Origin of the sequence: Chitinophaga sp. S165 (assembly GCF_003182155.1) — a bacterium.
In the GTDB taxonomy this organism is placed as follows: domain Bacteria; phylum Bacteroidota; class Bacteroidia; order Chitinophagales; family Chitinophagaceae; genus Chitinophaga.
This window is the reverse complement of sequence record NZ_QGTG01000003.1, coordinates 296,798-319,780: the sequence shown is the minus strand read 5'-3', so window position 1 is coordinate 319,780 and position 22,983 is coordinate 296,798. Positions and strand designations below refer to the sequence as shown.

At 45.4% G+C, this 22,983-nt stretch carries 18 protein-coding genes; 3 read left to right on the top strand and 15 right to left on the bottom strand.

Features of this window, described 5'->3' with window-relative positions:
• Positions 1-49 precede the first annotated feature (49 nt).
• The 6 genes from C7475_RS15725 to C7475_RS15700 all read right to left on the bottom strand — a co-directional run bounded on the left by C7475_RS15725 (position 50) and on the right by C7475_RS15700 (position 6,251).
• Positions 50-643 carry an RNA polymerase sigma factor gene (locus tag C7475_RS15725; RefSeq protein WP_110054341.1) on the bottom strand — a complete coding sequence of 198 codons (594 nt, stop codon included), beginning with the start codon at positions 641-643 and terminating at the stop codon, positions 50-52.
• A 104-nt stretch (positions 644-747) separates the two neighbouring features.
• Positions 748-1,707, bottom strand: a complete 960-nt coding sequence (locus tag C7475_RS15720) for an MBL fold metallo-hydrolase (RefSeq protein ID WP_233259871.1) — start codon at positions 1,705-1,707, stop codon at positions 748-750.
• Positions 1,708-1,784: 77 nt separating this feature from the next.
• On the bottom strand, positions 1,785-2,861 hold the full coding sequence (locus tag C7475_RS15715; RefSeq protein WP_110054339.1) for a serine hydrolase: 1,077 nt from the start codon (positions 2,859-2,861) through the stop codon (positions 1,785-1,787).
• A gap of 6 nt (positions 2,862-2,867) precedes the next feature.
• Complete coding sequence (locus C7475_RS15710) at positions 2,868-3,989, bottom strand: lactonase family protein (protein WP_110054338.1); 1,122 nt, start codon at positions 3,987-3,989, stop codon at positions 2,868-2,870.
• 206 nt (positions 3,990-4,195) lie between these two features.
• Entirely contained in the window at positions 4,196-5,800 is a 1,605-nt protein-coding gene (locus tag C7475_RS15705) for a M1 family metallopeptidase (protein WP_110054337.1), read from the bottom strand.
• Positions 5,801-5,828: 28 nt separating this feature from the next.
• Positions 5,829-6,251: a secondary thiamine-phosphate synthase enzyme YjbQ gene (locus C7475_RS15700; protein ID WP_110054336.1), complete on the bottom strand. Its 423-nt coding sequence runs from the start codon at positions 6,249-6,251 to the stop codon at positions 5,829-5,831.
• Positions 6,252-6,377: 126 nt separating this feature from the next.
• Here C7475_RS15700 and C7475_RS15695 point away from each other — a divergent pair, with 126 nt between their 5' ends.
• On the top strand, positions 6,378-7,226 hold the full coding sequence (locus tag C7475_RS15695; RefSeq protein ID WP_110054335.1) for a universal stress protein: 849 nt from the start codon (positions 6,378-6,380) through the stop codon (positions 7,224-7,226).
• Positions 7,227-7,331: 105 nt separating this feature from the next.
• Positions 7,332-8,549: a PAS domain-containing protein gene (locus tag C7475_RS15690; RefSeq protein ID WP_110054334.1), complete on the top strand. Its 1,218-nt coding sequence runs from the start codon at positions 7,332-7,334 to the stop codon at positions 8,547-8,549.
• A 57-nt stretch (positions 8,550-8,606) separates the two neighbouring features.
• Here C7475_RS15690 and C7475_RS15685 read toward each other — a convergent pair whose 3' ends face one another.
• The 4 genes from C7475_RS15685 to C7475_RS15670 all read right to left on the bottom strand — a co-directional run bounded on the left by C7475_RS15685 (position 8,607) and on the right by C7475_RS15670 (position 15,624).
• A complete protein-coding gene (locus C7475_RS15685) occupies positions 8,607-10,286 on the bottom strand; it encodes a RagB/SusD family nutrient uptake outer membrane protein (RefSeq protein WP_233259870.1) in 1,680 nt (559 codons plus the stop codon).
• A gap of 23 nt (positions 10,287-10,309) precedes the next feature.
• Positions 10,310-13,591 (bottom strand): SusC/RagA family TonB-linked outer membrane protein, encoded by a 3,282-nt coding sequence (locus C7475_RS15680; protein ID WP_110054332.1) that lies wholly within the window; start codon positions 13,589-13,591, stop codon positions 10,310-10,312.
• A gap of 552 nt (positions 13,592-14,143) precedes the next feature.
• Entirely contained in the window at positions 14,144-14,887 is a 744-nt protein-coding gene (locus C7475_RS15675; protein WP_233259869.1) for a metallophosphoesterase, read from the bottom strand.
• Entirely contained in the window at positions 14,887-15,624 is a 738-nt protein-coding gene (locus tag C7475_RS15670; RefSeq protein ID WP_233259868.1) for a nucleotidyltransferase, read from the bottom strand. The genes C7475_RS15675 and C7475_RS15670 overlap by 1 nt, the downstream gene beginning before the upstream one ends.
• Before the next feature lie 183 nt (positions 15,625-15,807).
• Between C7475_RS15670 and C7475_RS15665 the strand changes: the two genes are divergently transcribed.
• The gene (locus C7475_RS15665; protein WP_110054330.1) at positions 15,808-16,269 is read left to right on the top strand and encodes a hypothetical protein; all 462 of its coding nucleotides are present in this window, start codon (positions 15,808-15,810) and stop codon (positions 16,267-16,269) included.
• 36 nt (positions 16,270-16,305) lie between these two features.
• Here the strand turns inward: C7475_RS15665 and C7475_RS15660 are convergent, their stop codons facing one another.
• The 5 genes from C7475_RS15660 to C7475_RS15640 form a co-directional block, all read right to left on the bottom strand.
• The gene (locus tag C7475_RS15660; RefSeq protein ID WP_110054329.1) at positions 16,306-18,006 is read right to left on the bottom strand and encodes a GMC oxidoreductase; all 1,701 of its coding nucleotides are present in this window, start codon (positions 18,004-18,006) and stop codon (positions 16,306-16,308) included.
• A gap of 103 nt (positions 18,007-18,109) precedes the next feature.
• Positions 18,110-18,496: a hypothetical protein gene (locus C7475_RS15655; protein WP_146217561.1), complete on the bottom strand. Its 387-nt coding sequence runs from the start codon at positions 18,494-18,496 to the stop codon at positions 18,110-18,112.
• Positions 18,497-18,591: 95 nt separating this feature from the next.
• The gene (locus C7475_RS15650; RefSeq protein WP_110054327.1) at positions 18,592-19,161 is read right to left on the bottom strand and encodes a hypothetical protein; all 570 of its coding nucleotides are present in this window, start codon (positions 19,159-19,161) and stop codon (positions 18,592-18,594) included.
• Positions 19,162-19,533: 372 nt separating this feature from the next.
• Entirely contained in the window at positions 19,534-20,421 is an 888-nt protein-coding gene (locus tag C7475_RS15645; protein WP_110054326.1) for a RimK family alpha-L-glutamate ligase, read from the bottom strand.
• A gap of 23 nt (positions 20,422-20,444) precedes the next feature.
• Positions 20,445-22,931 (bottom strand): glycoside hydrolase N-terminal domain-containing protein, encoded by a 2,487-nt coding sequence (locus C7475_RS15640; RefSeq protein WP_110054325.1) that lies wholly within the window; start codon positions 22,929-22,931, stop codon positions 20,445-20,447.
• Positions 22,932-22,983: the final 52 nt, after the last annotated feature.

Here is a 22,983-nt window from a genome sequence, read left to right as displayed (position 1 = left end):
TAACACTAAAATAACAGTCAGGCTGGGATAATGATCAACGCAGGGATAATTAATTTGTGGAGCAAAAAAGATAGGCCACCAGTAAGGCCCAGTCACCAGAAGAAGTCGATTTCAGGTAACTGCGCATTCTGCGTAAGGCCTCGGTCAATTGGTTCTTGACGGTTTGTTCCGACAGGTTCAGTCTGCGGGCAATTTCTGCAATAGACAGGTCTTCCTCCCGGCTCATCCGGAAGATCTGTTGCATACGTGCAGGCAGTTGACCAACAGCTGTGGCAATCTTAGCCGTTAATTCTTTTGTTTCCAGCCTGTCGTTGAATTCTTGATTATCCAATATATCGAATAAGGATATCTTTTTGATCTCTGCCGCGCTAAAAGCATAATGGCTGATCACCCTGTATTTAATTGCAGCGTGCAGGTATTTTGCAAACTCTCCTTCCTTGAAGACGGGGATCTCATTTCTTCTTCGCCAAAGGCTCAGCATGACCTCCTGCACCAGGTCTTTGGCATCATTGGCATCTACCCGCTGACAGGCACGCGTGTATAACGACTTCCAATACCTGTTGTACAGCACCTCGAAAGCAGCGGTATCATCACTTTTTAGCCTTTGTAATAAGTCCCCATCACTGATATGCGTTTCGAACATCTTAGATCTTGGTGAACCGTAAAGTAAAAGCGAATTAGTTAAGAATGCAAGTGAATTACAAATAAATAACCGGTCCCTGCTTACAACTGATTATCAACCGTTTATTATATATCCAGTTCCTCTCCTACTTTCAGATGTTCCAGCCGGCCATGTATCGCTCCTTTCTGTTCCAGCGCGTATAAGGCTTTAATGGGGTCGCTGATCGGTTCATCGGCCAGGTTAAAGGTGCCATAATGCATAGGGACCATCGCCCTGGCATTCATGTCGTTCACTGCCTTCACGGCATCTTCCGGGGAGATATGGCTTTGCTCCATGAAAAAAGCGGGTTTATAGGCGCCTATTCCTATGATGGCGTAGTCTATCACCGGGAAGATCCGGCCCAGGTCTTTAAAATGACTGCCATAACCAGAGTCGGCTGCAAAATAAATGGTCTTCCCTCCTCCCTGGATCACGAAAGCGCCCCAAAGCTGCCTGTTAAGGTCATTGAACCCGCGTTTGGACCAATGTCTTGCCGGAAGGAAAAAGACCTGAATACGGCCATCTGTGTGGTATTGCTGGTACCATCCCGCCGTCTGCACCTGCTTGCTATGCGTGAACCGTTGCAGCAAGCCGTCCATTTTTAAGCCGGTCAGGCAGGTGGCCTGCGGATTATTCCGTGCCAGTAACTGCAAACTGTGCTTGTCGCAATGGTCCAGGTGATTATGGGATACGAGGATATATTCTATTCCCTTCAGTTTTGCGGGGTCTATGGGAAAAGGCGTATGGCGTTTGAAGAAGGGTATATTATAGAAAACAGGATCGATCAGGATATTAACGCCTCCCAAACGTATGAAGAATGAAGCATGCCCCAGCCAGACGATGCAATTCTTGCCGGAATGGAGAAAGTCCTCATTATACGCAATCTCCGGATGCCAGGCATCTGCTTTCTTCTCTGCTCTCTGCGGGTTACGTTGGAGACGCCATTTCAGAAATTCGAAGAATGAGTATTGATGAGGAAATTCATGGTTCACGAATCTTCCCTCATCATCTACGGGCGTTCCTTTCCACTCAAAAGGTAATTGCATTCCGGATAAGTCCGGGTTTGAGACATACTCCATAGCTGCGGTTATCTGATCTTAACAAATATACGCTATCAGTGCTGTTATTCTCCGTATCGCTTCGTCAGCTCTTTCAGTAACACAGCTATGGCATCCTGCGTGGCGGTAGTCGCTGAATTGGTAAAGATGACATAAGCCCTGTCTGCCTCTTTGACGATCTGTACTTTTGTGATGAATGCACCTGCGTTGCCTTCATTGAAAGCTATGTGATGGCTACCCTCCTCTTTTGGCGCATTGAACCACCATCCGTAAGAGAACCAGGGCATGCCGAAAAGCAGTTGCTCGTAGGTTTTCTTTGGCAGCAATTTACTTTTGGCTTTTAACCCCAGTAACAGTTCCTGTGTAAAATGGGTATAATCTTCCAGGCTGACATTGATGTTGCCTGCTGCCTGCAGCCAATTCATTTTATAGTTCTCTGCCGGAGGCAGTGGCCGCAGGTCTGCGTTGTGTCCCCATGGTTGTGTCGTATCTTTCAGGTTAGGATAATCAAACCGGAAATCTATCCTTAAACGTTTGCCCAGGTCCTGAACAAGTTCCCTATAAGGTTTCCCGGATGCCTTCTCCAGCATGAGCCCTGCCATGATATAGTCTGCATTTGAAGGCGTCAGCCCATGCTCATCCGGCTTCATCGATTTCTGGACAAGAAAGTTGGCCCCCAGTTGCATACGTTGTGCGGCATAATCACCATGCAGTTCCCTGAACGTCGGTGATTCTGTCGTATATGTATAAGCCGGTAACTTCCCACGGAATGTAAGCAGGTTAGCCAATGTAACCGTGTCGTATGGGTAACGGGTCCTCCATCTCAGTTCAGGGAAAAGGGTCAGGATGGTCGTATTCCATTCGATCTTCTTTTCCTGTACCAGTAGAGCCGCGATAAAAGCAGTAATTGCCTTCGTATTAGAACCTATATGAAAACGATCGCCTTGTTGTGCGGCGTAGTCTGTATTAGCTCGTTTTATGCCCAGTGTATGACATTCGAGTACACTATCGGAAGAGATGACGGCAAATGCCAGTTCGGGCACATTATACTGTTGTCTTACACTGTCTGCAAAGGATCGGATATTCTGACTATAGGACAGGTTGGTAATTGCCAGCAATAGTGGCAACAGGAAACGTTTCATAGGTAATTAGTCGTTGTAATTTCTGATCTGTAAGCAGGAAGGGCCGGGCATCTTCACTTCAATGCCTGTTTTGGCGAGCAGGCCGGTACGCCTGTTCCTTTTGAAGACCACCACATTGCCACTGATCTGATTTGCCACCAGCAGGAATTTGCCTGTCGGGTCTATGGTAAAGTTACGTGGATGATCTCCCAACACGGATTCGTACCCTACCGGTGTAAATCTTCCGTCTTTAGTGATGCGACAGATCGCAATATTGTTTTCCTCCCCACGGTTGGATGCATACAGGAAACGGCCATCAGGGGAAACATGGATATCGGCGCTGCCATACATGCTACGCGGCGTATCGTCATGTGCTGCACCGCGCTGGAGAAGTTTCAGCTGCCCCTGATCGTATTTGTAGGCGGTTATAGTACCGGACATTTCCTCTATACAATAAGCAAAACGGCCGTTGGGATGAAAGGTAAAATGACGGGGGCCTCCACCGGCTATAGTGCGCACAAAGCTATCCGGCTGTAATGGTTTTGGCTGGGCGGCATCAAAAGTAAAACGCCTGATTTTATCTGCACCAAGATCGGGAGAGAATACATAATCCTGTTCAGGAGAAAATACCGTTGAATGAATATGTGAGCTTTTCTGTCTTTCTGTAATACTGCTGTCTTTGAATGGCAATACCGTATTGGCTGTTCCGATCGTCCCATCGCTATTCAAAGGGAATACGGCAATACTGCCGCCTGTATAGTTACCATTCACGAGCCACTTACCGGTTTTATGTACGGTCAGATAAACCGGGTTGTCGCCACCAGCCGGCTGTTTACTCAGCATGGTAATGCTTTGCTGTTTTCTATCGAACCGGTAACTGCTTACACTACCCATGCCTGCGGTGCGCGTCTCGCTACAGGCATAGATATATTGCCCGTCGGGCGAAAGGACCAGGTAAGAAGGATTCAGGATACCGGAAAAGGTACAGACCTTGTCAAGGTTTCCATTAGTCATGTCCAACTTGTAAACGTAGATCCCTTCTTTTTCTTTCGTGTCGTTATAAGAGCCTACAAACAGATACGTCGTCTGGGCATAGATAACACAGTTGGCGAGCAGTGCCAGCAGCAGCAGGTATGATCTTTTCAGCAAAGCAATGAGTGATTTACGGGTTCCGGAATTGATGTGCGGAACAAAGATAATATTTACACCTCATTCCATTTTCAAACTTTTTACAGGATTTGTCCATGCTGCTTTAACGGCCTGAAAACCGATCGTCAGCAAGGTAATAAAAAGATCAGTTATTTACAATTCATCAAACGGGCTTAACTGTCCGGTTTTGATACACTTTCTGTTCGTTATAGATCGTTGCTGCCGTATTTAAATAACAGGTTCATCTTCGGATCAATATGTATGGTGTGATGCGCCCGTATATTGATGATAGTTATCCTGTCTTTGATGATGACCTTACGGATCATGGGATCATCATCGATCGTATATTCCAGCGGAAATGAAAACAGGTGCTCCTGTTGTTGCTTTATGATGAAAGTACCTGTTTCACCACCGGGCCTCATGGTCAGTTCAGGCATGCCCGGTGTATACAGCCATTGCCGGAAGAAGTCGCCCAGGTCTCTTCCCGTAACCTTTTCCATTACAGCTTTGAAGTCGGTAGTATTGGCATTACGTCCGCTGTAAGCAGCAAAATAAGCCCTGATCCCTTTCCAGAAATCACTATCCCCTACCTGTCTTCTTAACATATGCAGCACCCATCCACCCTTCTGGTAACTATTGGCATTGAGCAACTGGGTATAATTACCTTCAGCGGTGGTATCAATGATGGGAGTATTCCTTTTCTTTTCGAAAGCGATCACCTTTTTCCTGTCGTCCTTTAACTCTTCTATCAGTGTGTCCGCCCCGTATTTGTGCTCCATATACAGGAGGGTCATGTAAGTAGCGAAGCCTTCACTGAGCCATACATGTTCCCAGTCAGTTTCTGTAACAGCATCCCCAAACCATTGATGCGCTATTTCATGGGCTAATAATTCCTCAATAGACTTTGACCCTACAGATTCTTCCGCATAAAATATAGCGCTGGCATTTTCCATACCGCCGTAGATGGTTTTGGACTGGATATTGGCGAGTTTTTCATACGGGAAAGGCCCTATCTGTTTTGTAAAGTACCGGAGGATCTCTCCCGCTTTGCCGTAGTCTTTAAAGCCCTGTTCCTTATTTTCGGGGAACACGTAGCTATAGACAGGAACGCCGTCTACATCGGCTGAATGATCCACCGCAAAAGCAGCAGCACCGATAGCGATCACTTTGGTAGGTATCTCGGCCTTTTCCGTGTAATGCACCCACCTTAGATTACCTTTCAGCAGGGTGTCCTGCACTTTTAATCCATTGGCCACTACGGTGTATTTATCAGAGATAAGTACATTAATATCGACAGCGGCTTTATCCGAAGGATGATCTACACATGGCAGCCAGTAATGCGCCCGGTCAGGCCAGTTGTCGGTAAAATAGGTACGGTTGCCGAATTTATTCCTGGAAACGATCAGGCCATCCTTCGGGATGCCCATATATTCTACCCTGTAGGTATGCTTTTCACCTTTTCTGGCATTCACGGATAAATAAACGCCTTTGCTATCCTGTTTGAAGGGAATAACTTTCAGCTGGACCACACTGTCCATCATACCGGTAGAAAGTTTTCTCCTGACCTCTGTTACTTTCCCTACGGTCATGCCTGTATCTCCTTTTTCCGGGCCATGCAGGTCAAGACGGAAGTTCTTTACATCGTCTTCAAAAACGACTGACACATCGGCCACTCCTACTACTTTATCAATGTGCTCCAACAGGGTCAGGAAAACGCCATAGTACTTTACGTCTACCGGCTGGCGTTGTGCATTGGTATTGAAATACAATCCCATCAGCAACAACGGGAGTACGATCAGTTTTTTTAACATACGGTATAGTATCAGTTTTTCAATAAGGTTATTCTCCCCAGGCTGTGATAAGAAGTCTTCTACCGCCGCCACGGTTGCGGTGCTCGCATAGATAAATGCCCTGCCAGGTACCTAAAGCGAGGTTGCCGTTCCTGACAGGGATCATCACGGAACTACCAAGCATAGCAGCTTTCAAATGTGCGGGCATATCATCTGCGCCTTCATAGTCGTGCTCATAGTCCGGGTCATTCTCCGGTACTACTTTGCTGAAGTACATTTCAAAATCCTGCCTGACAGTCGGATCTGCATTCTCATTGATAGTGAGAGATGCAGAAGTATGCTGGATGAATACCTGGCACATGCCGGTCCTGATCTCTCTTAACTGTGGTATTGCCTGTATCACTTCGCCCGTGATCAGGTGGAAACCTCTTCTTCTTTCATGGAGCTGCAATGCTTCCTGGTATATCTTCATATTGTTCAATTTAACACAAATACACGTTCTTCCGCCGCACTTTTCATGCCTGCCAATTAATGGCATATTTTTTTCAGATTTAGGCAGGACAAACTTAACTTAGTAAAAGAGAAAAATGAAATCGTTATGAAAACATTACTGATTCCCGTTGATTTCTCAGATACTTCCGATAATGCAGTCGATTTTGCGATTGAATGGAGCAAAACCTACAACTATGACCGTATTATCCTTCTTAAGACCTTTTACGACACTGTTTTTGACCATATCGTAGTTTCCGCCGAATATGCCCCCGTCAGTCCTCACTATATGGCCAGGGAACGGGAAGAGGCCAGTTTACAGATGGAAAATCTCTCCCAGCATATTATTTCCAAAGCCGCCCATGGCCTGCAGGTCGTTTCTATGGTCAGTGAAGCCCCCCTGTTAAGGGCCATACTGGAAGTGGTCAGGGACGAGTCTCCCGAGCTGATCGTACTGGGAAGTGATAACTACCGCTATTCCAGCGGCAGCTTTATCGCCGGTAATGTGATATCCATTGCAAAAGCCAGTCCTGTCAGGGTAATGATCGTTCCGGCGGCTTATACCTATCAACCGGTAGAGAACATACTGGTGCCCTGCGACTACAAAACGCTGGATTCCCTCAACAAACTGGAAAATCTCCAGATCCCTCCCCAGTGGCAGGATAGTAAACTGCTGGTACTGAATGTAGATGCAAAGGAACGCTACCTCAATCCGGATGAGCAGCTAAAAGCAGCAGAACAACATGTGCATGAACGACTGCGGGACTATAAGCATGAGATCCATTACAGCAATGATAAAAATGTCATCAATGGCATATTAAGCTTCTCGGAGGAAAAAAAGGTCCAGCTAATTATCTCCCTGCCTGGTAAACACAGTTTCCTCTATTCCCTGACCCATAAAAGTATTTCTGACGCCATCTGCCGCAATGCCCGGGAACCGGTAATGATCCTCAAGTAAGTAATCCTTCTCCGGGTATTTTTCCTCAAAAACCAATGAATTAATACCTGAAACAATATGCATTACAAATTAATTTATTATTTTTCGATGGAATAGCCAGACATCATGCCAATAAGGAAAAGACAATCTGCTCCCGGAGTACCCTCGCTCGGAGTGATATTAATGGGTAGGGAGGAGGAATTTTCCTTTGAGCACCGGTTATTTAATCTAACCGGCGCCATCACACTGATGCTCCTGGCGCCTTTTCTGGTTATCGACATTCTTATCGGCGCAACCAAGTCTACTTTGTTATTGCTGGGGCTTATTGCCATACAGGCCATCTTCTATACACTATCCAGAAGATTCCGCAAATACAAGTCAATCGTTATCAGCTATGTCATTGTGGTTTATACAGGTTTAAGTGCCAATTATTTCTTTAATGCCGGAATAGACGGTCCCACGTTACTGCTATTCTTCACCACATTGCAGCTGGCGCTGAATATCTCACATAAAGAGAAATATGTTCTATGGCTGGGCTTAAGCCTGCTTATTCCCGGCACACTGCTGTTCATTGAACTGAACTTTCCCCATTTCATCACAGGACACTATAAAAGCGGGGCTGAAAAGTTTATTGACCGTTTCGGCTGTTATGTACTGTCTACTATTTATATCTTTTTCGCCATGTCCACTTTCAAAGGTCATTTCGTTGCGCAACAGGAACGTGAGAAACAAAGAACGGCTGACATCGCGGAATATGGTATCCGTTTGCGCGCCTTCTTCGAAAGTCTTACGGACAACTTCGTGCTCCTGGACAAGAACATGGGCATACTTTATTTTAACAAAGCGGCAGTAGATCTGACTACTAACTTGTATGGCAGGAAGATTGAAGCGGAGCAGAATATCGATCAGTTTGTACACGACTCCAACAAAGAGCTATTTCATTATTGTTTCAATACGGCATTAAACGGAACTTCTATTGCCAGAGAGTTTCAACGCGTTTATGGTACAAAGGAAACATGGTGGTTAAGCACTTTCAATCCTGCCAGGAATGAAGAGGGTGAAATCATTGGTGTGACCATGGTTATGAAAGATATTACTGACGCCTACCTTTATAAACTGAAGATAGAACGTAAGAACGAACTGCTGGAAAAGATATCCTTTATACAGGCGCATGAACTGAGAGGCCCGCTAACGTCAGTACAAAGCCTTTTGGAGCTGATCAAGGACGAATGCCGTGGTCTGGACCTCATATATACACGAAAGCTGGAAGAGGGCTTAAACAGGCTCGATATGAAGATAAAAGAGATTATTACATTGTCGTCGGATTATAAGGAAGACGTATAAAAATAAAAGTCCGTTGAATTCAACAGACTTTTATTTTTATAACATTTGAAAGTGTATCTAGAAGTTAGGATTTTTCGTTGGTACGCTTCCTTCTCCCGGGGGATTTATATCTACTTCATCTGCCGGCACATCCCAGTAATCCAGGAAATTATAATTGATGGTGACATTCGTATTCACAGCACTGGCAGCAGTCAGGAAGGTATTATTATAACTGCCTCCTCCGTTACTGATATCGTATGTCCATCCCCATCTGCGGTTATCGTAAAATGACAATCCTCTGAATACAAGCGCCGCTCTTCTTTCCATCACCAGTTCTTTTAATGCAGCTGCTTTCGTAAGCCCCGTACCTGATACTGCTGTCACTCCTGCTCCCATATAGTTCCTCACATCATCGATATAACCAAGTCCCTCTTCAATATTGCCCAGGCGGATGTTAGCCTCTGCCAGCATCAGGGCATTCTCTTCATAGCTGGGGCCTATATACAGTTCATAACTTCCCGTCGTCTTTGCGCCGTATACATATACTCCACTGGCGCCTGCTCCGCCATCTATGATACTGTAACGGGTACCGAAAGTAAGATCATCCAGGTATTTGGTGGCTGTATTGAAATTATTGGCCAGTCGTTTGTCATCAGCCCTGAGGTTCTGTACAAAACGCTCGCTCAGCCTGAATGTAGTGGACGTGTTCACTCCTGTGGTCAGCGCAGCTACGGTACCACCATCCGCAGTAAAGAAACCGTTAGCCGGGGCGCTTCTACCGGTAAACACAAAATCATTATCCCTGATGCCATTCGTTACAAGGGCCAGTACTTCGTTCCAATCGGCAGCTGTCATTACACTTGTGGATGATTTTGTGATCACTGCATCCGGATTCCCGTTTACAAATGGAGCCAGTTTGTTCACAAGGATATTCCTGGCCAACATCGTATTGATATTCCTGCGCCACATATCGGTTGTCAGCACACCGCCTTTGCCTACCTGGCAGAAAGATGGGATAAGTCTTCCCAGTACCGCTGCATAGTCACCGGAGCTGGAAATACCAGTCGATAATATATCAGCAGCCATATGCAGGTATTTGTCAGAAGCAGCTATGACAGAATCTTTCACAACATATTTATTACCGATCACTCCATCCTGATCAACGATCAATCCTGCATAATACATAGAACCTATTGAGGCATATGCATATGCTTTCCACCAGTAACACCAGGCTTTGATCGTGTTGCTCTTCGTTGTTGCATCTCCTGTAAAAGGGATATTGTCAACCACGCTCAGCACCTTATTACAGGCGCCATTCAGCGCATACATATTCAACCACTGATAGTATAGCGGATTGTACCCTGAACCTGTTTGCGCACGTGTGTTGTTAGCTCTTAACTGACTGATATTGGAGATAGAAGTAGTGACCTTTGTATTGTTATCCAATACAAAATATTCCGGTATGCTGATAGTACTGACCAACTGATTAGAAGCCTGTGCGCCTATCACATCGGCCAGCAGTTCACTGTAACCATAAGGCAAAGAAAAGTAACTGTCTCCCAGCCAGGTATCGCCTTTCTGAAAACCGTTTATATACACCGCACCGACAGCCAGTGCGACGATACCCGATTCGTCTTTTACATTTTCATCTACCGTAGGCAGGTTGGGGTTACCTACATTCAATTCTTTCTTGCAGGCAAAAACACTGCATAAAAGAAAGATCCCCAAAAGTCCCGAAATGTATTTATTACTGATCATAATTTTCTCTTTTTTAGTAACCATTAGAATCCTACGTTTAAGCCGACTGCATATGATTTGAGGTTCGGTATAGTACTGTTGTCTATCCCCCTGTCGAAAGAAGAGTTCACGGCACCAGAGCTTACTTCAGGATCATATCCTGTATAGTTGGTAACCGTCAGGATATTCCTGCCCGTCAGTACCAGCTGCAGTTTATTGAAGTACTTTATCTTCATGACCTTTGCAAAGTCAAATCCTACAGAGACGTTACGCAGTCGCAGGAAAGAGGCGTCTTCGTAGAAATAATCCTTGGTAGCATTGTTACCCGGGCCATATAAACTACCCCATGCAGAACTATAAGCACTGCCATAGTAAGCAGTATAAGCGGCTGTAACACCATTAATGGTAACGGGCTTTGCAAAGTCTCCGTGGATACCATCCCTGTACATCCATTCTTTTGTTTGATTGTACAAATGACTACCATATATCCAGTCAAACTGGAAGGAGAATGTCAGGAAATCCTTAATGCCAAAGCCACTGATAAAAGATGCATTGAACTTAGGATTAGGATCACCCAGCGGATATGCTTCAGAAGAGAACTGGATACTACGGGTGGCTGTATCCACCACACGTCCTTCCACCAGTTGATACTTGCCCGCATCCTGTTCTGAGATATATTTTGTTCCGTTCTTATTGGTGGCGTTCAGACTTGTCAGTGCCTTATAACCGTAGATCTGTCCGATCTTTTGTCCTGCGGTCAACACCAATGCCGTACTGCCTGCCTGGGAGGTCAGAATGATATCTGCTCCGCCGTTGATCCTGTCAATTTTAGATGTTTGCCGGCTGAAGTTTGTAGTAAAATCCCAGTTAAAGTTCTTGCTGTGATATACAGGCAGGTTCAACTGCAGCTGAATACCATCAGAAGACATATTGATCGCATTATTGAGGATACCTGTAGCACCGGAAGAAAGTGGCGCACTCACGGTGTAGATCACATTTTCACTCTTACGTTTCCAGTAAGTAAAAGAGGCGTTAATACTATTCAGCCATTTACCTTTGCCTGCGTTGAAGGTAAGGTCTGTACCGGCTTCAAGTTCTTTAGACACTTCTACCTGTAGGCCTGCATTCTGTCCCGTAACAGGCACAGAATACACGACATCCGAACCGATCGTATTCTGGTCAAGAGTAGGATATCTGTCAAAAGGGCCTGGTTGTATACCCGCTTCACCATATGCTACTCTCAGCTTGAAGTAAGGTATGGCGCTTTCCAGCTTTTCGCCCCAGAAGTCAAAGGAAGAAGGAAGGATATAACCGAAGGCATTGGGGAATGTGAAAGGCGAAGCACCGCTTCCGAAAGCAGAAGACCAGTCACTTCTGAAGCCGCCGCCTATGCCACCGTAATCGCCAAAGTCGATCTTTTGATTGATCAGGTAACCATAAGTAATAAAGGATTCCTCGTAGTTACCAGTCGTTTTCGTAGTAGTGGAATAAGGCGCTACAAATAACTGTTTGGCAGTTGATATATTCACCGGTGGAGAAAGTGGTAATCCGAGGCCATACACGTCTTCCTCTTTGTATTTGTTCTTTCTATAGTCGAAAGAAACCTGTGTAGTGGTCTGGACAGGCAGATTAATGTTAAAATCTTTCTCAAAGTCCGTTCTGATATACGCGCTTCCCAGGAAGTTCTGAAAGGTGGTATTATAGTTCCAGTTGTCTATTTCTCCCGTGGCATCATTAGCAAACTGGAACGCCCATGCATCATAGTACATGGTATTCGCGTTCTGCGTCTGGTTACGGTAGGTCCAGGTCGCTTTTTCCGTTCTGTAGTTGATGCCATATTTTGCATCAAGCTCCAGGAAACGGTTTACCTGTAAGTTGGCATTAAAGCTCTGCACGATATCTACCTTGTTATCCAATCCGCTGGCATACTGTTTTACGAAATAGGGATTGAAGGCATTGATACTTAAGAAATCGGCCGTCTGGAACGCGGGTGAATTACCATCAGCCATTTTTGCTGTCAGGTCAAAGAAAGGCGAAGTATTAAGAAAGCTGAAGATGTTATCATTTTTACCTGCTGTATTCCCTTTACCATACAGGTAACCGCCAGCACCGCCTAAACCGGGAACGGTTGTATTCTTCGTATAGATCACCTGTGTAATGGAACGAAGCTTGAATCCTTTGAAGAGTTCCGTTCCTAAATTAGCAGTCAGGTTAGACCTGTCTACATAGCCATTTTTCATTACAGGGCTTACCGTATGATTGTTGGCTATACCAAGAGAGAAGTCAGACTTGTCGGAAGCACCGGAAATACTAAGGTTATTATTCCAGGAAGTACCTGTCTGGAACACCTGTTTAAAGTGATCATAATATTTCAGGTTGGCATTGTAAGGTTTATCAGCAATATTCCTCGGATCGAGCATACCGTAACGGGTAGCTCCCCCGTAGGCATACGATATACCTTCAATGCCGCCCAGATCAGTGTATTGCAGTATATTACCGGAAGCATCAATTATATTATTGTTTGCATCGGTCATATAAGGGTGCAAGCGTGCCTTTTCAACGTGCCCGCTGTTGATATAACTGTTTGCTGCATAATTTGTAGAATAAGTAACAGCAATGGGGCCGCGCTTTCCTTTTTTTGTGAAGATCTGCATTACACCATTTGCACCCTGCGCACCGTACATAGAAGCGGATGCAGCGCCCTGCACTACTTCTATCCTTTCCACATTACTGAGATCAAGTGAGTTGAGATCTGTTGCAGACACCTGTACACCATCCAGCATGATCAGTGGTTTGGTACCATTCTGTACTGTGTTAACGCCTCTTAGCAGAATGTTGACAGGATCGCCGGGGTTACCGCTCACAGAAGAGATCTGTGCACCGGGGATCTTACCGATCAAAGCCTGATCAATACTGGTAGATGGGCCATTCACCAATTTCTCAGCAGTAACCGATTCTACAGAGATGCCCAGTTTACGTTTACTCGTTGCAGTACCCACACCGGTAATTACCACTTCGGATAATATCTTCTTGTCCACTCCTAATATAACATGAAGTGTAGGCCCGTTAACAGTTACTTCTTTCGTTTCATAACCAATAGCTGTAAATATTAGCGTACGGCCTTTTTCCGCATTGATCACAAATGCGCCGTTTCCATCTGTTACAGTACCTCCTCCTCCTTTTATTTTGATACTTGTACCTGGGAGAGGCGCCCCTGATTCGTCGGACACGGTCCCGGTGATCTTTGCCGTAGTTTGGGCATTGAGTGTGCTGACAAAGACATGGCATAGCAATACCAGCAGGCATAATAGCGTTTTCTTTCTCATAGTTGTGATTTAAAGTATTACAGTTAACCGTGTAATCAGTCGTGTAGAGGGAAGCCGGGCAATAATAGGTACAATACGGTCCACTGCCGCACCATAAGGGCGCAGCACCAAATAACAAAGCCTGTATGTACCGCTTTATTCAGTACATAACATTCCCCTTAGATAATTTGCTTATCTTTTAATTCAAGTGACAAAAAATAAATAGGTTAAGTGGCAATTATAAAACTGCACAGCCACTTTCAAAGCATCTGTTCACCACAAAAGTCAATACTAAAATCAGGCATAGTACCTGGGTTTTCCAAGCTAATGTAACATCACCACAACAGCGTGTTGGTCGTAATAGATTCTGGTCGTTTAATGATTAGATTCTGGTTGCTATTCTTGTCTTGAATAAATATATAAATGTTTTGGTAGATTTCACAATTTAATAAAGATAAAATGGAGAAAACAAGACATAGTATTTATCATAATATATTACTTTTAACAGTAGATACCCGCTTCCACTGTAGCATCAGGGCAGTGAAGTCCTATCGTTCTATTTTATCAGGGTAATTATATTTCCATTATATAGAATGGGACTTCATATCCCGCTTTCAATAAAACCGGCTTTGCAACATTAAACACTTTCACGCCACCAGTCAGTGTTCCCTCCAGCGTACCCATATGTGCATGTCCGTGAAAAACAGCTGCTACCTGCCGGCGGATCAATGGTTCCGCCAATCTTGAAGATCCGAGAAAAGGAAAGATAGGTTCCGGCTCTCCTATCACTGTTTCCAGCATAGGCGCATAATGCAGTATAGCAATTTTTTTCAGGTGCTCATGTTGCTGATCTATTCTGGCAAGCGCCCTGTCCAGATGCAATGCTTCATCAACGGCTTCCTGCACGAATGCTTTCATCGCATCTTCACCGAACATCGACAGCATGTAGTTATCAAAACCGCCGCCAAAGCCTTTCACGCCTGCAAACCCGACACCTTCTATCACTACAGCTTCTCCGTCGAGGATGTGTACCTGTTCATTCTGCAATGTTTGCCTGATCAGTTTCTGCCGGCCTTTTTCATAGTCATGATTGCCTAATACGGCCACTACCGGTATCGTACACGACTTCAGTTCATCGCATAGTACTTGTGCTTCACTTTCATCGCCGGTGTTTGTCAGGTCACCGCAGATAAGTAATACATCCGCCTTACGGGATACTTCTTTGAAATATTCCGCCCATTTATTCTTGTCCGTATCTGTTACATGGATATCAGCAACAGCGGCAACGCGCACTTTTTTGTTTTCAGCATCCATCATTAAACCGTTTTTATTGTCATTCCTTTATAATGCCATTCAGCTATGTCGACTGCATATTGTGTCTGATCTATCAGTGGCCCTCTGCATACCTTTTCCTGACATGGGGGCAGCTCATACTGTTCATGCGCCCGTTGCATCAGCTCATCGAACAACCAGCGGGGAATGATCTCTGCATAGTCGGCCGGATATACAAACTGGAAATTCAACAACTGTGACAGCAACAGGTGCCAGTAAGGATCACAGCGATGCAACAGCCGTTTCCAGTCCAGCTGTTTGCCATACCGCAGCATAACATGATTAACGTCCGCTCCATCAAACCGTTCCCGGTTTTGTATAAAGACCTTACTCCAGATCAGTTCTTCAGGGGCTATCAGCCTGACCGGCAGTCCCATAAAGACTACGGGCACAGCGTGCTGGTACCAGCTCTCATCTACTATGCAGATATTATTCGTGCTGTTGAAAATGATATCTATGTAGTACTCTCCTTTGAAGACTTTAGCTAACCAGCGTACATCTGTTAATACGATCTCATACCCGTGGGCAGCAAATAACTTCATTAGTCCGGGGTATTGCGTGGGGGTACAAAATATATCGAGGTCTTTGGTGTCCCGGAAAAGACCAGTATACTGAAATAAGGCAAAGCCTCCGCCCAGCAGAAAATCATTGCCGCTTTCAAGCAGGATGGATAAAGCTTCATGATAGAAAGAATGCGCCTCGCGCTTTTGTTCGTCAGTCATAATCATACCTTTATGTAACCTAAAAACTGTGCCGTTGCCCTTCTTAACCGGCCTTATCAAACGAAAGCCGTACTACTGGATAAGATGATCATAGATAACTGTATACATTTCCTGTGAATAATTGATCTTTCCTGTGAAGATTTTACCCCATTCGCTATATTTGATACTAAATCATCTCAATCCATGAAATATATTCCGCTTATCGCCATTGCAGTGGCGTCATTGCTATCCTGCAACGAGAAAAAAGGACCTTCGGCAGCAACGACCACGTCACCCTTAAACGGCACCTGGAAACTGATCAGCGCTAAGTCTGTCGAAAATAAAGACACGACTATTACTGCTCCTGTCGCCGGACAGGAAACCATCAAAATATTTAATGACAGCTACTTCGCATTCTTCACCCACGACCTTAAACATGGTGCTGATTCACCGGCAGTATATGGTTCCGGCAGCGGTACCTATACACTAGTGAATGATGTATACAGCGAGCATCTGGAATATTGTACTTACAGGGAATGGGAAGACAAAGATTTCTCCTTCGTTATGCAGATCAAAAAGGATACGATCATCCAGAATGGTATTGAGAAGATCGATAGTCTGAACATCAATCACGAGATCATAGAAACATACGTGCGGATCCGTTAAGATACAGGAGGAGCAGGCATCACCTGCTCCTTTTATTTACAACGACATCCGTTTCAGTTCTTTTACAGCATGATCAGCTGCACGTGCTGTTAATGCCATATAGGTCAGGGAGGGATTTTGACAGGCAGAAGAGGTCATACAAGCACCATCCGTCACAAAGACATTCTTCACGCTATGCACCTGGTTCCATTTGTTGAGCATAGATGTAGCGGGATCATTTCCCATACGCGCTGTTCCCATTTCATGAATGGCCATACCAGGATAGGAATCGCGTTTGAAGGGCGTCACATTTTTTAATCCGGCGGCTTCCAGCATATCGACGGCATCCTGGTCCATATCCCGGCGCATCTGTATCTCGTTTTCCCTGAACTCACAATTGAATTGCAACACAGGTTGCCCCCATGCGTCTTTTACACTATGATCAAGGGTGACAACGTTATCATAGTAAGGCAAACATTCTCCGAAGCCCATCAGCCCTATCTGCCAATGCCCCGGTTCTGACAAGTAATCTTTAAAGGCTGCTCCTACCCCTAGTTCGGCTATTCCCCTGGCCCAGCTGCCACGGCCACTGAAACCACTGTATCCAAAACCACGGAGGTAACTGCGTTTGTCAGACCCTACATTTCTGAAACGGGGAATATAGAAACCGGCAGGCCGCTGCCCGGTATAGTACATGTCCCGGAACTCTTCTGAGGTAGCGCTGGCGCCTGCATGAAAATGGTGGTCCATCAGGTAATGTCCAAGTATCCCATGATCATTTCCCAGTCCATTGGGGAACCTGTTCGAAGTAGAGTTCAGCAATAAAAAAGTGCTGCCCAGGGCCGATGCATTGAGGAAGAAGATCCGGGCGTAATACTCCGTCATCTCTTTTGTGTGTTTATCAATTACCCGTACACCGCTCACCTTTCCTTTGTTATCATCATAGATGAGTGAGTTCACGATGCTATCGGGACGCAGGGTTAGATTGCCTGTCTTCACAGCAGCGGGCAAGGTAGACGACTGTGTACTGAAATATGCACCGAAAGGACATCCGCGGGCGCACCGGTCACGATACTGACAGGAGCCTCTTTCTCCGATCGGTTGTGTCAGGTTAGCCGTACGGTACATCGTCATCTTACGACCGGGAAAAGCGGCCTCTATACGTCCTTTAACGGCCTTTTCCAGGCAGTTCATCTCCATAGGCGGCTGGAATACGCCATCGGGCAATTGAGGCAGTCCTTCCGCCTGTCCGCTGATACCTGCGAATGCTTCTACATGATCGTACCAGGGAGCGATATCTTTATACCGGATAGGCCAGTCTATGCCTATACCTTCTTTTGCATTCGCTTCAAAGTCCATCTCACTAAGGCGGAGAGAGCCTCTTCCCCACATGATGGAACGACCGCCGACAATATCAGGCCTTGTCCAGTCGAAGCGTTTCTTTTCTACATAAGGACTATCCTTGTCCTTTAACCAGTAACTTTCGTTGAATTCATTGTACGGTCTTTCCCTGATGAGGTAAGGGTGTTCCGCCGTCTGCAGCGTAGTCAGCATACCGCGATGCTGTACTTCCCAGGGGGCTTTTGTGGCATTGGTATAGTCCTTTATGTGCTCGAGCCGGCGTCCTCTTTCAAGCATCAATACTTTTAATCCCTTCTCACACAATTCTTTGGCGGCCCATCCTCCACTGATCCCGGAGCCGATCACAATGGCGTCATAGGTGTTCGCAGCTTTTGCGCTGCCGTTTAAGTTTATCATGTCGTGGAAGCTTTCCCAGAAATTAAGGAAAATAACGACAGGCGTAGCTGGAATTGGGATGACCGGCTTCGATGTTTGGGGAGCGGATAATCTTATCTTTTACTTACTTGCTCTGTGCTGTTACCACTTTACGTGTTTCAACTTTTAAAAAAGAAATGTAGTTAACGCCTGCGGCCATAAATACCAGCCCGATGGCTTTTGCTTTCAGCATGAAGAAACAATAAACGCCGAATAGTGCAAGTATAAGCCCCATACCGCCTACGCGTAAATTGGTAAGTTCAATACTCTTATCTGAAAGACGGATGGTCTTCTTCGGAAAACGGAGCCGTTTGCTGAAGTCTGTAGTATAGGTCAGGACAAAGTTGATCACGGAGCAACAGGTGATCAGACCTGCTACCAGCAATCCCTGTAAGGGAGTGAAATCAATAAAAAATACAGCAGCCTGGGACAGGAGTACGATTGCGAGTGCAGTATACAGGTAGATCTTCATCAGCATTGACAGTTAATGCCCCGAAGATACATGTTTATTTAAAAAATATGTCCATCCCACGCTTTAAGTCGCATGCCATATTCAAAGTAAAGTTTCTATAAAACAATCTCTTCGAATGTCTGGTTGCCCGGCAGATCTTCCGCCATTGCTCTTACTTTGTAACCCTTATACCCACGGTTATCTTTTACGGTCGTATAGGTCCATTCTACAACGTTTCTGCCCTGTAATGCATTGCCCTGCTCTACGAGGGTGCCGGAAGCAGTATAGATGGAAACTACGACCTGGTATACACGGAAGTCGTCAGTGGCCCTTACAAGGATTTTCTGACCCGCTTTTCCGGTGTAACCAACTGTTTTAAGGGTATGGATCTCCGGAGCGTTATAAAAGTCTCTAATCGCCAGATTATTGGCATTCTGGCCCGGTTTTGCAATGGCCATGTAGGCAGCCACCATATCAGGGTCGGCTTTCACGTCACTGGCATAATCAGCAGCATTAGCAAATTTCGACTGTACATCCAGCTGTTTAGGTGAAAACTTGTAGCGCTTTCCCTTCTTTTCCTTCGCCTTACTGAGGATGGCTTGTCCTCCCCTTTGGCTTACTGTGAGTTGTTTTCCTATGGTGCCGGATACCTGGGCTAACAGGAGATTATTCTTAGCTCTTGCCATAAAATGTTTTGGTTTTCAGGTGTTAACGGAATTTTCAATAGTTATTATGAATTTAAAACAAATAGATGACTTCGGCAAATAAATTCCTTTCAAACGCTTTGCATACAGGCCCTGATCTCTATATCTCCATATCGCGAAACCGTCATCTGGCCGTCACTTTACCGTCATATGTATATCCTTTCGATATAGAGATGCCCCTAAAATGATATGGAGATGACGATGAAGCGATATGGACGAAACGAGAAAAGAGCCTGTTCGTAAGGGTTTAAAGGCTGTTATTTAGTCCTTTTTTGTGCATATTTCCCGTTTTTAGCAATAAAAAAAGGGCAGGTTACATATGCAACCTGCCCTTGAAATGAATAAAATAAAATATCAGCTGAGCACCCTCATTCTCTTGTCCAGTGCCCTCATATAATTCTTCAGGCTCTTTTCTTCGAAGACAGTATACAGCAATGGCTCTATCAGTTCCAGTTCCATCAATGCCAGCCTTCCGTTTACCATTACACCATCTACGCGGGAATACAAAGCGTCTCCGGCGAAACGCTGCACTAACATTGTCGCATCTTCGATGACAGCAGAACCAGGCAGCACGCTGTGGATAGTTGCACCGTATTGCGGCTGCACGCGGAAGTCACCTTCCTTCGGCTTTTTCAATATCGCATGACTGAAGCGGCCTGCAAAGAAGATCAGCGACCATTCGCCCGCATGGATCTCGGGTAAAAAAGGCTGGGCAATAAACGCTTCCTGTTGCAGCAAGGTATTCAGCGGATGTTCTGCTAATCCTGCTTCTCCGCGTACCAATGTGAATGTGTTTTTTGAACCCCCGCTTACGCATGGCTTAACAATGATCTTGTCTGTACCCAACTGTGCGAACAATGAAGAAAGGTCTGTCGGAATATCTTTCTCAAGAAAGACAGAAGGAATGATATAAAATCCTGCGTCCTTTATTTCCTTCAGATAATGTTTGTCCGCATTCCATAACACTGTTTCTACGGGGTTCAGCAACCGTACACCCGATGCAGATAATTTATGCAGCCAGGCACTGAACTCTTCCAGCCTGTTATGATAATCATAAGGCGATTTCAGGATCACAAGACCGTAAGAGGACCAGTCAGTCGCCTGATCTTTCCAATCCTTTGCCTCTGCTGTCCAGCCATGGGCATTAAGCGTTTCGAGGAGTTTTTTATCTTCATTCCTTGCCATCTCGAACAGGTTGGCAGGGTCTTCGCATATGAGCGCTAATTTCTTATTTTCAGGCATAGTGATCTGTTTTCCGTTTATCGTTATTCCGCTCCCTGCAAAGTATATACGCCGCCGGCGTTTGTCTTCAATGCGTAAGGATACCCTGCGGATGGATCTTTAGGTTTCATTGGTGCAAGTTGCGCATTACCGGTAGCTTTCAGACGATGTTTCGCTAACAGGTAACATGTTCCCGCTTTAGTTGCACGTACTGTCACTTTGGTGATCTTACCGTCTTTCCAGCTCATATCGATGGTATTGCCACCGTAAGCCAGTAATCCTTTTACTTCACCGCCGGCCCAGCTATCAGGGATAGCAGGCAGCAAATGTACCATATTTGACTGTCCATTCAGCAGCATTTGTGCAATACCGGAAGTACCACCGAAATTACCATCTATCTGGAAAGGCGGATGCGCACAAAACAGGTTAGCATAAGTTCCCCCTGCATCGTGCATGTCTATAGAACCTTTACCGGTAAGGGTCAGCAGTTCGCGAAGCAGTTTATATGCATGATTGCCATCTTCCAGTCTTGCCCAGGTATTGATCTTCCAGGCTTTGCTCCAACCCGTGCCGCCGTCGCCTCTGATCTCGAGTGTACGTTTTGCTGCTTTTGCGAGTTCAGGTGTGGCAGACGGGGAGATCTGATCGCCAGGAAAGAGGCCATATAGATGCGAGATATGCCGATGTTCTACTTCTGCGGATGGCCAGTCTTTATACCATTCCTGCAAGCTGCCGTCTTTTCCTATTTTGAAAGGATACAGACGGTCGGCCGCTACCTGTAAAGAATCGCACAGCGTTTTATCCACTTTCAATACTTCACCGGCTTTGATCACATTGCCGAACAGTTCACGAATAACGGTCATGTCCATTGTACTGGCAATAGCAACTGCTTCACGTGTTCCATTTTCCAATTGGAACATATTCTCAGGAGAGGTAGCAGGAGCAGTAACAAGATATCCGGAAGCAGGATCTTTTACCAGAAAATCCAGGCTGAAAAGTGCAGCGGATCTCATAATAGGATATGCTGTATCGCGCAGGAACTTTTCATCGCCGGTATAACGGTAATGTTGCCATAAGAACTGGCATAACCAATTCCCTCCCATCATCCAGTTAGCCCATTGCGGATCACCTTTGCCATTGTCGCCAACCGGATTGGAGATCGCCCATATATCTGTGTTATGATGTGCCACCCAACCACGGGTATTATAGAATTTGCGTGCAGTATGTTGACCGGTAACAGACAGTTCCTTCAGCAACTGGTATAAAGGACGTTGCATCTCCATCAGGTTACAAACTTCTGCCGGCCAGTAGTTCATTTCCGTATTAATGTTGATGGTGTAGTTGGAGCTCCAGGGTGCACGTAATTCTTTATTCCAGATGCCCTGCAAATTAGCAGGAGCCGACAATGTACGTGAACTGGAGATCAGCAGGTAACGGCCAAACTGGAAATAAAGACTTTCCAGCGTAGCATCTTTTCCTCCTGCAGTATAACGCCGCAATCTTTCATCTGTAGGCAATGCACTCTGATCATCTCCATCCAGGCGGAAAGATACACGGTTAAAGAAAGAACGATAATCCTGCTGATGACGTTTCAGTAGATTATCATAAGAGAATACTGCCGCTTTTTTGAGATATCCGTTTACAAGTGCTGTTTCATTCAGGCCTTCACTGTCAGGGCACTTATCATATCCGTTAAAGCTGGTAGCTGCAGTTAATAACAACGTAACTTCAGTGGCATTCTTTACAGTAATACCGGAAGTATCAGTTGTAATAATACCATCAGGGCTGACAGCACGCATACGTAGTTCATAACGCATACCGTTACAACTGCCGGGCGCTTCATATTTGATCGGTTCTTTGTTATAGTTCACATAATTAGGATCAACCTGTGAAGGCGCCTTGCCTTTCATGGCTATTTCTTTTTTCCCGATCGTTATATTTTGATATCTCAGCTGACTGGAAGTTGCCGCGGTAAAATTCAGCTGACCTTTCTTATCTGCTTTAAGACGTATTACAATAACCTGATCGGGAGCGGAGATAAACATCTCCCTTGTATAAGTTACACCACCACTTGTGAAACGTGTAGTAGCTTTTGCATTGGCGATGTCGAGATCACGGTAATATTGCTTCGTAGCGGTATCTTTCAGCAACTGATGGATACGTACATCTCCTAATGGGAGAAATGACTGTGAATAGGCACCCTGCATCTTGCGCAACAAACTATCCGCTTCATGGTATTTCTCTTTGAACAATGCATCTCTCACAGCAGGCAGGTATGCGGCAGCGCCGGGATTGATGTTATTATTCACTGGTCCGCCGGACCATAAAGTAGCTTCATTAAGTTGGATCAACTCCTCGCTGGTACCGCCAAACACCATAGCGCCCAGCCTGCCATTACCTAACGGCAATGCCTGTGACCATTCCGACGCCGGCTCGTTATACCATAGCTTCAATTTGTTATTGGGTTGCTGCGCCCGTAGGTGACCTGCAAACGCAGTACAAAGCAGCAATATGAGACCTGTTCTATTCATAACTGTGAAAAAATGAAATTATTATAGAATTAACAAGTTTAGCTTTTTTAAA